At 42.1% G+C, this 12,398-nt stretch carries 15 protein-coding genes; 3 read left to right on the top strand and 12 right to left on the bottom strand.

All coding sequences use genetic code 11. The annotated features are described in order from the left end of the window. Positions 1–55: 55 nt before the first annotated feature. The 3 genes from accB to plsY form a co-directional block, all read right to left on the bottom strand. Positions 56–517, bottom strand: a complete 462-nt coding sequence (gene accB / locus Q0O89_RS03425) for an acetyl-CoA carboxylase biotin carboxyl carrier protein (RefSeq protein WP_293730348.1) — start codon at positions 515–517, stop codon at positions 56–58. Between the two features lie 171 nt (positions 518–688). Beyond that, entirely contained in the window at positions 689–1,141 is a 453-nt protein-coding gene (gene aroQ / locus Q0O89_RS03420) for a type II 3-dehydroquinate dehydratase (RefSeq protein WP_293730347.1), read from the bottom strand. Between the two features lie 76 nt (positions 1,142–1,217). Further along, the gene (gene plsY / locus Q0O89_RS03415) at positions 1,218–1,814 is read right to left on the bottom strand and encodes a glycerol-3-phosphate 1-O-acyltransferase PlsY (protein ID WP_135709355.1); all 597 of its coding nucleotides are present in this window, start codon (positions 1,812–1,814) and stop codon (positions 1,218–1,220) included. An 83-nt stretch (positions 1,815–1,897) separates the two neighbouring features. Between plsY and folB the strand changes: the two genes are divergently transcribed. Then, positions 1,898–2,254, top strand: coding sequence for a dihydroneopterin aldolase (folB, locus tag Q0O89_RS03410; protein ID WP_293730323.1), 357 nt, complete (start codon positions 1,898–1,900; stop codon positions 2,252–2,254). Positions 2,255–2,447: 193 nt separating this feature from the next. Here folB and fadR read toward each other — a convergent pair whose 3' ends face one another. Next, on the bottom strand, positions 2,448–3,185 hold the full coding sequence (gene fadR, locus Q0O89_RS03405) for a fatty acid metabolism transcriptional regulator FadR (protein ID WP_135709357.1): 738 nt from the start codon (positions 3,183–3,185) through the stop codon (positions 2,448–2,450). Positions 3,186–3,320: 135 nt separating this feature from the next. Between fadR and nhaB the strand changes: the two genes are divergently transcribed. Continuing rightward, a complete protein-coding gene (gene nhaB, locus Q0O89_RS03400) occupies positions 3,321–4,889 on the top strand; it encodes a Na(+)/H(+) antiporter NhaB (protein WP_293730322.1) in 1,569 nt (522 codons plus the stop codon). 17 nt (positions 4,890–4,906) lie between these two features. Beyond that, positions 4,907–5,440 carry a disulfide bond formation protein DsbB gene (dsbB, locus tag Q0O89_RS03395; protein WP_273314559.1) on the top strand — a complete coding sequence of 178 codons (534 nt, stop codon included), beginning with the start codon at positions 4,907–4,909 and terminating at the stop codon, positions 5,438–5,440. A gap of 221 nt (positions 5,441–5,661) precedes the next feature. On the opposite strand, the gene Q0O89_RS03390 is transcribed toward dsbB, so the two are convergent. The 8 genes from Q0O89_RS03390 to lpxB all read right to left on the bottom strand — a co-directional run bounded on the left by Q0O89_RS03390 (position 5,662) and on the right by lpxB (position 12,396). Further along, a complete protein-coding gene (locus tag Q0O89_RS03390; protein WP_293730321.1) occupies positions 5,662–6,720 on the bottom strand; it encodes an AI-2E family transporter in 1,059 nt (352 codons plus the stop codon). A gap of 193 nt (positions 6,721–6,913) precedes the next feature. Then, on the bottom strand, positions 6,914–7,288 hold the full coding sequence (locus Q0O89_RS03385) for a cytochrome b562 (protein ID WP_273318679.1): 375 nt from the start codon (positions 7,286–7,288) through the stop codon (positions 6,914–6,916). A gap of 24 nt (positions 7,289–7,312) precedes the next feature. Continuing rightward, positions 7,313–7,651, bottom strand: coding sequence for a nitrogen regulatory protein P-II (glnB, locus tag Q0O89_RS03380; protein WP_273383963.1), 339 nt, complete (start codon positions 7,649–7,651; stop codon positions 7,313–7,315). A 12-nt stretch (positions 7,652–7,663) separates the two neighbouring features. Next, on the bottom strand, positions 7,664–8,125 hold the full coding sequence (locus Q0O89_RS03375) for a DMT family transporter (protein WP_135709363.1): 462 nt from the start codon (positions 8,123–8,125) through the stop codon (positions 7,664–7,666). Positions 8,126–8,137: 12 nt separating this feature from the next. Then, entirely contained in the window at positions 8,138–8,731 is a 594-nt protein-coding gene (mog, locus tag Q0O89_RS03370; RefSeq protein WP_135709364.1) for a molybdopterin adenylyltransferase, read from the bottom strand. Positions 8,732–8,751: 20 nt separating this feature from the next. Beyond that, a complete protein-coding gene (locus Q0O89_RS03365) occupies positions 8,752–10,608 on the bottom strand; it encodes an SLC13 family permease (RefSeq protein WP_273318683.1) in 1,857 nt (618 codons plus the stop codon). A gap of 11 nt (positions 10,609–10,619) precedes the next feature. Beyond that, positions 10,620–11,219, bottom strand: a complete 600-nt coding sequence (rnhB, locus tag Q0O89_RS03360; protein ID WP_273318684.1) for a ribonuclease HII — start codon at positions 11,217–11,219, stop codon at positions 10,620–10,622. A gap of 1 nt (position 11,220) precedes the next feature. Then, a complete protein-coding gene (gene lpxB / locus Q0O89_RS03355; RefSeq protein WP_293730320.1) occupies positions 11,221–12,396 on the bottom strand; it encodes a lipid-A-disaccharide synthase in 1,176 nt (391 codons plus the stop codon). Positions 12,397–12,398: the final 2 nt, after the last annotated feature.

The following is a 12,398-nucleotide window of genomic DNA, read 5'->3' as shown; positions in this document are numbered from 1 at the left end:
AGAAATTGATAGGATAAAAATAGTGGGCAAATCTGCCCACCTACGAATTTGCTAATTATTCAATAACGATTAATGGTTCGTCAAATTCTACTGCTTCGCCATCGTTGATTAAAATTGCTTTCACCATACCCGCTTTATCTGCTTCGATACGGTTCATCATTTTCATTGCTTCAACGATACATAAAGCATCACCCACTTTAACCGCTTGACCCACTTCAACAAATGCTTTCGCTTCAGGGCTTGGGCTACGATAGAACGTTCCCACCATTGGCGAACGGATAACGTGGCCGGCTAAATCATCTGATGCCGCTGGTGCTGTTGCAGCAGCCGGTGCAGCTTGAGCAACAGGTGCCGGAGCTGCAACCGGTGCAGCCGCCGGAATCGTATATTGTACTGAGCTTGGTGCCGCTGTGCCGCGGCTAATACGTACTGATTCTTCGCCTTCTGAAATTTCAAGCTCCATAATGCCTGATTCTTCAACTAATTCGATTAATTTTTTAATTTTACGAATGTCCATTGCCATTGTTGTATTTCCTAAATGATGAAAAAACGAACCGCGCTTTTGGATGCTTGATTTTATCAATCAAAAGCACGGCAAAATAAATTCTTTTTTGTGAACGCAAGATTACCCGAAAATATGACTTTTTGCGACAACTTTCTACTATTTTCGGTGAAAATTCTAAAAAAATTATGCTTTTTTAGCTAAATACTCCAGTGCAAATTGAAAAGCACAGTCATAACCCTGAGCACCTAAACCACAAATGACCCCTTCGGCCACATCAGAAAAATAAGAATGATGGCGAAATGGTTCACGTTTATGAATATTAGATAAATGCACTTCCACAAACGGGATTGCCACCGCTAATAAGGCATCACGTAACGCAACGCTGGTGTGCGTATAAGCCGCCGGATTAATAATAATAAAATCCACTTTTTGAAAACTTTCATGAATTTTATTGATCAGTTTTTCTTCGCTATTCGCTTGAAAACAATCCAAATTTACACCGCACTTTTCCGCCTGCGCTTGCATATTCGCTTCAATTGTCGCCAATGATAAAGAACCATAATACTTCGGTTCTCGCGCCCCTAACATATTCAAATTCGGGCCATTTAACAGCAAAATTCGTGGAGATTGCATAATTTATCCTTAATTTTTAGGGAGATGTAGTATAACTGAAAATAGATCATGGGTGGTTAAACCACTATTAGTCAACCTATTAGGATTTTTTGCGCCATAAAAATTTATCTTCTTGCCCGCGCCACAAACGTTGAATATTGCCGTGATGACGATACACCAAAAGACAACAAACCAAAGCAACAGGGAACGTAAATTCAGGGCGAAAATACCACACATAGAGCGGCGTCAGCAAAGCAGCAACAACCGCACTTAATGAAGAATAACCACTAATCAAAAAGACCAGTAGCCAAGTGCCTAACATGGTGCCTGTGACACCCCAAGCAATAGGGGCAATCGCACCAAACGCCGTTGCAACGCCTTTTCCCCCTTTAAATTTAAAGAAAATCGGGAAAATATGCCCAAGGCAAGCACCCAACGCCACCATGCCCAACTCAAATTGGGTTAATCCCAGACGATAACCAATCCACACAGGTAACGCACCTTTTAGTGCATCAAAAACAAATACTGCTAATGCCGCCCATCTTCCCCCTATACGGAGCACATTGGTTGCGCCGGGGTTGCCCGAGCCATTTTCACGGGGATCAGGCAAACCTGCCATACGGCAAATTAAAATGGCACTCGAAATTGAACCAAGCAAATAGGCTGCAAGCATATAACAAAGGGCAAATTGGCTCATAATCTCTTCCTTAATAAATTTTTGTTTATTTTACCTAAACTTGATAGCATTAGGGCAAATTTTTTCTCAGGAATAAAAAATATATGACAGATCGTATTTTTATTGAAGAACTTATCGTTTTTGCTCAAATTGGTGTTTATGAGTGGGAGCAACAAATTAAACAGAAACTCATTTTTGATATTGAAATGGCGTGGGATAGTCGTAAAGCGGCGGAAACGGATGATGTGAAATTTTGCTTGAATTATGCAGAAGTGAGCGAATTTATTATCCATTATGTCGAAAGCAAACCTTTTTTATTAATTGAACGGGTCGCCAATGAAGTTGCCGCTCAGTTGCAAGAGAAATTTGGGATTCAATGGCTTCGTTTAAAGTTAAGCAAACCCAAAGCCGTTGCGCAGGCGAAGAATGTGGGGATCATTATTGAGCGTGGTAAGCGTTAATAAGTAATAAAGGGAAACAATTAAGTCTCCCCTGTTATTCACTACAAATTATCAATATTAGGTTGCTGTTACACAAGACGGTCGTTGAGCCTGTCGAAACGTGAGTCTTGTACAGTCGCTGAAATGTCTTATGGTTCGACAGGCTCACCAACCGACATTTCAGCTTTGTACGAGTGCTACATAATGCTACAAATTATTTATTATTCTGAATCATTGCCGCGATAAGTTGATCTTGTAGCTTCGCATAAATCGCACCGCTTGCTCGCCCATATTCACGGATACATTCTACGATTTCATTAAAACGCTGTTCTTCGCCTAATTTGGCTAATTCTGCATAAAAATCAACCGCTAACGCACGGGCTTCCGGTAATGAAAAATACACCATTCCAACACGCGTATAAAGTCCTTTTAAGCTATTTAACACTAAACCATAAATTGGATTTTTAGATACAAAGGTCAAATTACGGAAAATGGCATAATCAAATTCTACGTAAGCCTTTGGTTCATCGGGTAATTTATCGTAATCCTTGAATAAGGCTAAGGACTCTGTTGGGGCAATTTTAAATGCACGCGGCACATAAATAGTCGCCAAATTCGTTCGAGCAGAAAGGACATTTGCAATTAAAATGGGTGAAAGTGTACTATCAAGATTGATTAACACTTCTAAAATATTAAGTCCTGAAGTTTCCCACACATCATTAACCAGCGTAGGTTTGCCATGTTGAATGGTTAGCCATCCATCGCGAGATAAGCGTTGCAATACTTCTCGCAATGTCGTACGTGTTACACCAATACGTTCAGCGAGTTCACGTTCCGCAGGAAGAGCAGAACCGGGAGGGAAATAGTTATTCCAAATACTTTTAATAATATATTCTTCTGCAAGTGCAGCAGGGCTCCTGGCTTTAAGAATAGGCTCGATTGGATTGCTCATTAATGATTTCTCTTCTTGTATAAAATGGGGAAATAAAAAAATGAAAAAATTTATAATTTATGCTGTAAATTTGCGCCATTATCCGTTAAAGTTGGACGCATTGAAAGTGTTTTTTGCCAAAGGACAAAAATTTATATGCAGTACATACAAGCATTTATGAATAACTTTATGGGCAAAAGCCCAAATTGGTATAAAGTTACCATTGTCGCCTTCCTATTAATAAATCCTGTTGTATTCTGGATTAACCCCTTTGTAGCCGGTTGGCTATTGGTGGCTGAATTTATTTTCACTCTTGCTATGGCGTTAAAATGCTATCCATTGCAACCCGGCGGTATGCTCGCTTTAGAAGCGGTCACCATCGGTATGACAAGCCCTGAACATGTTAAAGCAGAAATTATGGCAAACTTTGAAGTCATTTTACTGTTAATGTTTATGGTGGCGGGTATTTACTTTATGAAGCAATTATTGCTTTATGCGTTCACCAAACTTCTTCTCCGAATCCATTCTAAAATCACCCTATCCCTTGCTTTCTGCTTAAGTGCGGCGTTTTTATCTGCCTTTTTAGATGCACTGACCGTTATCGCTGTAATCATTAGCGTTGGCATGGGGTTCTATGGGGTTTATCACAAAGTGGCATCAGGGGTTTCTTTTGAAGATTCGACTGATATTACCAATGATAACAAAATCACCAGACATGTGGATATTTTAGAAAATTTCCGCGCATTCTTGCGTAGCCTATTAATGCATGCCGCTGTGGGAACCGCATTAGGTGGTGTAATGACCATGGTGGGAGAACCACAAAACTTAATCATCGCGGAACAAGCGGGCTGGGGATTTAAAGAATTTTTCTTCCGTATGGCACCTGTTACTCTCCCCGTCTTAATCTGTGGCGTTTTAACCACTGTCACCGTGGAAAAACTCCGTTTATTTGGCTACGGCGAAAGACTACCACGTAAAGTTTGGGCTGAGTTAGCAAAATTTGACCGTTTCCAAGAACAAAAACTCACTAAACAAGATCGCGTAAAATTAGTGGTACAAGGGTTTGTGGGCGTATGGCTCGTGATCGGTTTAGCCTTCCATTTAGCTGCAGTAGGTTTGATTGGCTTAACCGTGATTATCTTAACCACCAGCTACAATGGCATTACCGATGAACATGCTCTTGGACATGCTTTCCAAGAATCATTGCCATTTACGGCATTATTAGTCGTCTTCTTCTCTGTGGTTGCCGTTATCATAGACCAGCATTTATTTGCCCCCATTATCAGTATCGTGTTAAGTGCGGCGGAAAATGTTCAACTTTTATTATTCTACGCATTTAATGGTGTTTTATCTGCGATTTCGGATAACGTTTTCGTTGCAACGGTCTATATTAATGAAGCGAAAAGTGCCTTAGCCAATGGTGCTATTTCACCTGAACAATTTGAGATGATTGCAGTCGCCATTAATACAGGGACAAACTTACCATCGGTTGCCACACCAAATGGGCAAGCGGCATTCTTATTCTTATTAACTTCTGCGATTGCGCCACTTATCCGTTTATCTTATGGCAGAATGGTCGTTATGGCGTTGCCTTACACCATTGTTCTTACGTTGGTAGGGCTAGCCGCCGTGGAATTCATTTTACCTAGTGCAACACAATGGTTATTCCAAGTGGGGTTAATTAGTTCGCCACATGTTCCTGCAGCTGTTGCGGTAGGTCATTAATCATTAAGGAAAATGCAATGTTACGATTTTTTAAAGATTGGTCCGTAGAACGTTCAGGTTGGTTATTGCTGTTTGTCAGTGCAATCGCCCTAGAATTGACCGCACTTTATTTCCAACACGGAATGGAACTTCAGCCCTGCGTCATGTGTATTTATGAACGCGTTGCCGTTCTTGGCATTGCATTTGCCGGATTGATTGGATTTATTGCGCCACGTTTTCTCGCGATCCGCTTAATTGCTCTCGCGCTCGGTTTATTCAGTGCAATTAAAGGGTTACTGATTGCGATTCATCATATGGATTTGCAAATGAACCCTGCACCATGGAAAACCTGTCCAATTATTCCGGAATTTCCACAAACATTGCCGCTACATGAATGGCTACCTTTTATGTTTAAACCTACCGGGTTATGTAGTGAAATCAGTTGGCAATGGCTTGGGTTAACCATGGTGCAATGGTTAGTTGTGGCATTTTCCATCTACACTCTCGTGCTTATCCTTGTGCTTATCAGCCAAGTTAAGAAAAGTAAAGAAACTCGGGATATTTTCCACTAAAACAACAAAAAGTGCGGTTAATATGACCGCACTTTGGACTGATGACAAACCTAATAATGTTGTAGGGGCGAAATATTTTTCGCCCCAAAATAATCATGATAAATCAGGGCGAAAGATGTTTCGCCCCTACAGTCATTTCATATTAAAAATATTAAATAAAAAAACTTTGTCAGCAATCTGAAGTGCGGTTAATATGACCGCACTTTCCACATCAATAAGAACTATGACGCTGTCTTGTCCTGTTCGGGTAAATCCCCTAACAACACCGCATATCGTGCGGTTTTAGGGCTGGATTCCAACGTAATTTTTAACGCCATGGTTAATGGCACCGAAAGCAACATCCCGACCGTTCCCAATAACCATCCCCAAAATAAGAGCGAAAGGAAAACCACGAGCGTTGAAAGCCCTAACTTTTTGCCCATCATTTTAGGTTCTAACACATTACCAACCACCATATTAATGGCGATCACGCCTATTGCAACAGCAAACCCGACCGAAAAACCATTGAGCAAAAACGACTGCACAATAATTGGAATGGCTGCCAAAATTGAGCCGATATTCGGGATATAGTTAAATAAGAAACTCAATGTTGCCCAAAGTACAGCGTACTGAACCCCGGCAATTTCGAGCAACACCCAAACTAAGAAACCCGTTAATAGGCTCACCGTGGTTTTCACTGCAAGATAACCGATAACGCCTTGCAATACGCGATCTAAATAACGTTCTGACACATTCTCTTCGTTATTATTTTTTGAAAACGCAACGGCAAATTTTCGTTTAGCGGTTGGAGCTTCCGATAACATAAAGATCACCACGAGAATTAATACAAAGGCATTTGAAACCACATTTGAGAAATTAACCAGTAAGCGACTGACAAAATTCATAATAATATTGGGATCAAACTGCTTGGCCATTTTGCCGGAATCAATATTAAAGGGAACCTTAAACCGCTCCGCCAAGGCTTTCACATCATTTAAACGCTCAGCCATCAACAGCTTATATTGTGGCATTGACTGCGTAAATTCTTGCACCGTGCCATTAATCAAGCTAATCAAAGAAAAAAAGATCAACAGAATCAGCGTAAATAACAAGGAAATCGCTAACCAGTGAGGTATGCGATGATTTGTCATGAATTTAATCATGGGTGAACAAATAATCGCAATGAACAAGGACAACAAAAAAGGCACGATAATTTCTGCGGATAACTTTACCCCGGCTAAAATAACCACCAGACTTGCCGCCCCTAAGAAATAAGGAACAAGAGATTTTTCTGTATTCATAAAAACTCAGTAAATTTTAACCGCGCTTTCAGTTCAAACTGTTTTCCCCTATACGAGCCGTATAGGGTTACTTAATCTGAGCCGCTCTGCGGCTCTTTCTTTCAGCCCCGGCGGGGCTGGGCTTAATAAACCTAGCACGGCGCGTGCTAGGTTTTTCTCAAAGATGAACTTTATTCGCCATCTGACCTTTTGGTTATTTATATTTCACATGAAATTCTTTCTTCAATTCAAACAAGCGTTGCGTTGCACGTTTGGCTTCATCTAAATCCCCTTGTTGCGCTAACGCATCCGCTTGATCAAGGGCATCGATAAATTGTTGCATACCGGCTTGATAACCTTTGAAATCTTCTGCATTTTTAATGCTTGAAGGTTGTTTAGCCATGGCTTGTAAAGAAGCATCACGTAACATCATCGCTGCCTGATGAAATTCATCCGTAGTTTTCGCATCCGTTAATTTATTCACCGCCAACGACATTTGCCCCATCTCGGCTTTAACATTTGAGCCATTATCGCAAGCTGCCACAAATGCCAAAGTAACAATACTAAATAACGTCCAAAATTTTTTCATACTCATTTCCTATAAAAATCCAAGTTAAATTGCTTCTTCGTTTTCTTCACCGGTACGAATACGGATCACGCGTTCCACGTCATACACAAAAATTTTGCCATCCCCAATTTTGCCCGTTTGTGCCGTTTCAATAATGGCTTCCAAACATTGCTCAACAATGTCATCTGTCACAATAATTTCCACCTTCACTTTAGGCAAAAAGTCCACCATATATTCCGCGCCACGGTACAGTTCCGTATGCCCTTTTTGGCGACCAAAGCCGCGTACTTCGGTGACAGTCATCCCGTTAATACCAATATCAGACAAAGCTTCACGCACATCATCTAATTTAAATGGTTTAATAATGGCTTCAATTTTTTTCATTTTTTTATCCTTTTATCCAAATAATTTCTTACCAAAAAAGAAAATCGTTAATCCCAAAGCAATCACCAACAAACCGATAATTTGCCAAATTTGCATTGGGCGTTCATTCATGCCAAGCAGCCCAAAGTGATCAATCAACATTGCCGCAATCAATTGCCCCACGATAATAAAAAACAGCATATTGGTAACGCCAATTTTGGGGGCGAGAAAGATGGTCGTAAACACCACCAACGCGCCAAGGGGGCCGCCAATTAATTTCCACCAAGGTTGCTTCGGGATATGTTGCCAAGCGATAGCCAGATCCGCTTTCCACCAACAAATTACAAGCAACACAATAGTTCCTGTTAAAAAGGAAATAAATGCTGCCACAACAGGTTGTCCAATCAACGCCCCTGCAAGCTGGCTATTGATTGCCGCTTGTATCGCCAGGGCAAAGCCTGCACAAAGCGCAATAATCACAAAAGAGAGCGTCATAGCCCCTCCTTCTTATGCTCGGCGAGCTGATTTCGGTCTAAAACTTTCAATCACTTCAGGTTTGGTATCAATGTAAATACCGTCAATAAGTTGCAAGCAATAAGGCACTGCCGCAAAAATCCCTTTCACCAACACCTTACCGTCCCCATCTTTCACCCCTTCTAAGGTTTCTTTAATAGCTTTAGGTTGCCCCGGTAAATTTAGAATTAAGCTATTTTTACGAATAACCCCCACTTGGCGCGACAAAATTGCCGTTGGCACAAAATGCAAACTCACTTGGCGCATTTGCTCGCCAAAACCCGGCATTTCGCGATCGGCAATGGCTAATGTGGCATCAGGGGTTACGTCACGTTTGGCAGGTCCTGTACCGCCTGTCGTTAACACTAAATGGCATTGGCAATTATCCACCAAATCCACTAAAGTTTGCTCAATCTCAGCTTGTTCATCGGGGATTAATCGGGTTTCTACATCAAACTCATCCACCAGCGCGCTTTCCAACCACGCCTGTAATTCAGGGATACCTTGGTCGGCATAAACACCGCTTGAAGCGCGATCTGACACTGAAACCAAGCCGATTTTTAATTTTTTCTCTAAAAGTGCGGTCATATTTTTCCTTGTTTTATGCATTAAAATGGAAATAAAAGCGGTACAACAAACACCGTTACCAACATCACCAAAATCGTAAACGGCACACCAATTTTAACGAAATCACTAAATTGATAGTTACCCGGCCCTAACACCATGGTATTCACCGGCGATGAAATCGGGGTCATAAAAGCCGCAGATGAAGCAATGGCTACCGTCATAGCAAAAGGCACAGGCGATAATCCTAATTGTTGTGCCATGGTAATGGCAATAGGCGCCATCAAAATGGCTGTGGCAGTATTGGAAATAAACAACCCCACCACTGCACACAAAACAAATAAACTGATTAACATCCAATGTTTACCCATTGTACCCACGGTGTGAATCATAAAATCCACCACCAAATTCACACCACCTGTTTTTTGTAGCGCAATAGAAAACGGCATCATGCCAATAATCAAAATTAACGTTGCCCAATGTACACTGCCATAGGCACTTTTGGCGTCAACACAGCGGAATTTCCCTAACATTAAACAAGCGATAAGTGCGGCGATAACGTTGGGAACAATGCCTGTCACCATCAACACCACCATGGTGACAATGGAAAAAATCGCGTGCCACGCTTGGCTTCTTGCCGGAACCGCTTTATCAATTTCGCTCGGGTAATTCAAAATAAAGAACGATTTGGTTTTTTCACGCAGTTGCTGGATCAGTTTCCAATCCCCAACCACCAATAACAAATCCCCCAGTTGAAAAGGCTCTTCCACTAAATTGCCCTGCAATAACTCGCCATTGCGTTTAACCCCAATAATATTAACACCATAACGGGATCTAAAGCGTAATTCCACCGCACTTTTACCAATGGCGCTGGCGTCCGGAATGGGGGTAATTTCTGCCATCCCAATAGATTTCGCTTGCTCATTAAAGTTTTGACTGCGAATTTCCGCTTGTTCCAAATGCAATAAACGGCAAAGATCATTCAAATCCAACTCGGGATTGGCAATATCAATCACTAAAATATCTTTTTCTTTGATTTCCGTTTTACCCAATGATGCCGCAAGAAAAACGGGACGAAAACGCTTCCAGCGTTCAATGGCTAAAATATTTAGACCATAATTGGAACGCAAATGTAATTCTTCCACGGGCTTACCAATAAAACTTGAACCGCTTTTTACCACAAAACGCTTAACGCGCTCGTGTAAATGATAGGTTTCAATCAAATCTTCAATAGAATGGCGATCAACGGTTTCTGTGGTGCCTTCGTCTGTTGATGACAACCAACGGCGCACCACCAGCATATACACAATACCTAACGCAAGCACAAGTAAACCAATTGGGGTAAAAGAAAAGAAGCTAAAACGCCCTGCGTGAACGCGCACTAATTCCGCATTGACCACCAAGTTAGGGGCAGTTGCAATCAATGTCATCATACCGCTAATTAAGCCCGCCACTGAAAGGGGCATCATCAATCGCTTCGGCGAAATCTTCATTTGTTGACAAATCACTAATACCACAGGAATAAAAATTGCCACAACGCCCGTTGAACTCATAAATGCGCCCAGTCCGGCCACTGCTAACATCAGCAAAATCAACACCTTGGTTTCGCTATTTTTGGCGGCTTTCATCAACCATTCGCTAACCTGATAAGCGACACCGGTACGGACTAACCCTTCCCCCACAATAAAAAGCAAGGCAATTAAGATCACATTGGGATCGCTAAAGCCGGCAAACACTTCTTGTACCGATAAAATGCCGGTCAAACAAAAGACCAACATCACCAATAACGCAATCACATCCATTCTGACTTTATTTTGCACAAATAAAAAAATCGCCGCGCACAGTAAAGACACCGTAATCACCAAAGGCGATGGCAAATAGGAAAGTATCGCGTCATTCATAATTTTTCCTTTTATTTATCTTGTAAACATTTTTTGACCGGGGCAAAACTACGGCGATGTTGCGGCAATGCACCGAATTCCGCCAATTTTTCTAAATGCACCTTAGTAGGATAGCCTTTGTGCTTAGCAAATTCATATTGCGGAAATTCTCGATCCAACTCTTCCATTTCTTGATCGCGCGCCACTTTAGCCAAAATAGACGCCGCGCTAATTTCTGCCACTTTGCTATCACCTTTAACGACCGCTTGGGCCGGCATCGCCAAAGAAGGGATACGATTACCGTCCACCAACACAAAGTGCGGTTGAATTTTCAACGATTTTACCGCTCGTTGCATCGCTAACATCGTGGCGTGCAGAATATTCAGCTCGTCAATTTCTTCCGGTTCCGCACGCCCTAAACTCCAAGCTAAGGCTTTCTCTTTAATTTCTGCTGCCAACGCCAATCGTTTCTTTTCGCTCAATTTTTTACTGTCCGCCAACCCTGCTATCGGATTATTCGGATCTAAAATTACCGCTGCCGTCACCACCGCACCGACTAGCGGGCCTCGCCCAACTTCATCGACACCGGCAATCAGCGCATAACCTGTTGGATATTCAAATTTTTCTGTCATGTTATCTTTCAGTGAGTAAATCCACTACCGCTTGCGCGGCTTGTTTATCCGCATTTTTACGGACTAATTCGTGTAATGCCGTAAAACGATCAATTAAAACCCGGCGATTTTCCACCGCGCTTTCGCCCAAATATAACGCCAATTTCTCCGCCAATTTCTCCGGCGTACAATCCTCTTGCAGCATTTCAGGCACTAACATTTCATTTGCCAATAAATTTGGCAAAGAAACATAAGGGGTTTTCACCAAACGTTTTGCCAACCAATAGGTCAAGGGTTTCATTTTATAACCCACCACCATCGGTGATTTGCAAAGCATACATTCCAATGCGGCGGTTCCCGAAGCCAGCAACGTTGCTTCCGCGACCGTCATTGCCTGACGCGCGTTGCCATCCAGCAAAATCAATGTGTCAGCCGGAAAGTGCGGTGCAATTTGCGCGCGAATTTGTTCAAATTGGCTACGGCGTTTTTGATTAATTAAAGGAACTAAAAATTTTAAATCCGGGTATTTGGCTTTTAAAATCAGCGCGGTCTTAATAAAAGGTTCCGTGAGCATTTCTACTTCTGCCCCACGGCTACCCACCAAAATCGCCACATAACGTTGATCTTCCTCTAAATGTAACGCTTGGCAAGCGGCACTGCGATCAGGATGTAACGGAATCGCGTCCGCCATTGTGTGCCCAATAAAGCGGCAAGGCACATTAAATTTATCATAAAAGGCTTTCTCAAAAGGCAAAAATGCCAACACCATGTTGGTTGCACGCGCAATTTTATGAATACGATTTTGTCGCCACGCCCACACGCTCGGGCTGACATAATGAATGGTTTTAATCCCTTGCGCTTTAAGTTTATCTTCCACATAAAGATTAAACTCAGGGGCATCAATGCCAATAAAAATATCCGGTTTGTGCTGAGAAAAATAGTGGACGATATGGCGGCGAATTTTCAATAAACGCGGTAAATGCTTCAGAATTTCCACCAGCCCCATCACCGCAATCTCTTCCATATCCACCAAGCTTTCGCAGCCTTCGCGCAACATTTGTTGCCCGGCAATGCCAATAAATTTAGCGTCAGGGTAAATGGCTTTGAGTTCACGAATTAAACCTGCGCCAAGAATGTCGCCAGACACTTCGCCTGCCACAATAGCAATGATTGGGTTAGTTTTATTTAGGTTTTGCATAC

Origin of the sequence: uncultured Actinobacillus sp., assembly GCF_945915845.1 — a bacterium.
GTDB lineage: Bacteria > Pseudomonadota > Gammaproteobacteria > Enterobacterales > Pasteurellaceae > Exercitatus.
The sequence above is the reverse complement of the archived record's forward strand: the minus strand, read 5'-3'. Positions and strand labels throughout refer to the sequence as shown.

Coding starts and splice junctions, on each gene's coding strand:
- accB (WP_293730348.1), bottom strand. CDS start 517: ATGGACATTCGTAAAATTAAAAAATTAATCGAATTAGTTGAAGAATCA.
- plsY (WP_135709355.1), bottom strand. CDS start 1,814: ATGAGCCAATTTGCCCTTTGTTATATGCTTGCAGCCTATTTGCTTGGT.
- folB (WP_293730323.1), top strand. CDS start 1,898: ATGACAGATCGTATTTTTATTGAAGAACTTATCGTTTTTGCTCAAATT.
- fadR (WP_135709357.1), bottom strand. CDS start 3,185: ATGAGCAATCCAATCGAGCCTATTCTTAAAGCCAGGAGCCCTGCTGCA.
- nhaB (WP_293730322.1), top strand. CDS start 3,321: ATGCAGTACATACAAGCATTTATGAATAACTTTATGGGCAAAAGCCCA.
- dsbB (WP_273314559.1), top strand. CDS start 4,907: ATGTTACGATTTTTTAAAGATTGGTCCGTAGAACGTTCAGGTTGGTTA.
- Q0O89_RS03390 (WP_293730321.1), bottom strand. CDS start 6,720: ATGAATACAGAAAAATCTCTTGTTCCTTATTTCTTAGGGGCGGCAAGT.
- Q0O89_RS03385 (WP_273318679.1), bottom strand. CDS start 7,288: ATGAAAAAATTTTGGACGTTATTTAGTATTGTTACTTTGGCATTTGTG.
- glnB (WP_273383963.1), bottom strand. CDS start 7,651: ATGAAAAAAATTGAAGCCATTATTAAACCATTTAAATTAGATGATGTG.
- Q0O89_RS03375 (WP_135709363.1), bottom strand. CDS start 8,125: ATGACGCTCTCTTTTGTGATTATTGCGCTTTGTGCAGGCTTTGCCCTG.
- mog (WP_135709364.1), bottom strand. CDS start 8,731: ATGACCGCACTTTTAGAGAAAAAATTAAAAATCGGCTTGGTTTCAGTG.
- Q0O89_RS03365 (WP_273318683.1), bottom strand. CDS start 10,608: ATGAATGACGCGATACTTTCCTATTTGCCATCGCCTTTGGTGATTACG.
- rnhB (WP_273318684.1), bottom strand. CDS start 11,219: ATGACAGAAAAATTTGAATATCCAACAGGTTATGCGCTGATTGCCGGT.
- lpxB (WP_293730320.1), bottom strand. CDS start 12,396: ATGCAAAACCTAAATAAAACTAACCCAATCATTGCTATTGTGGCAGGC.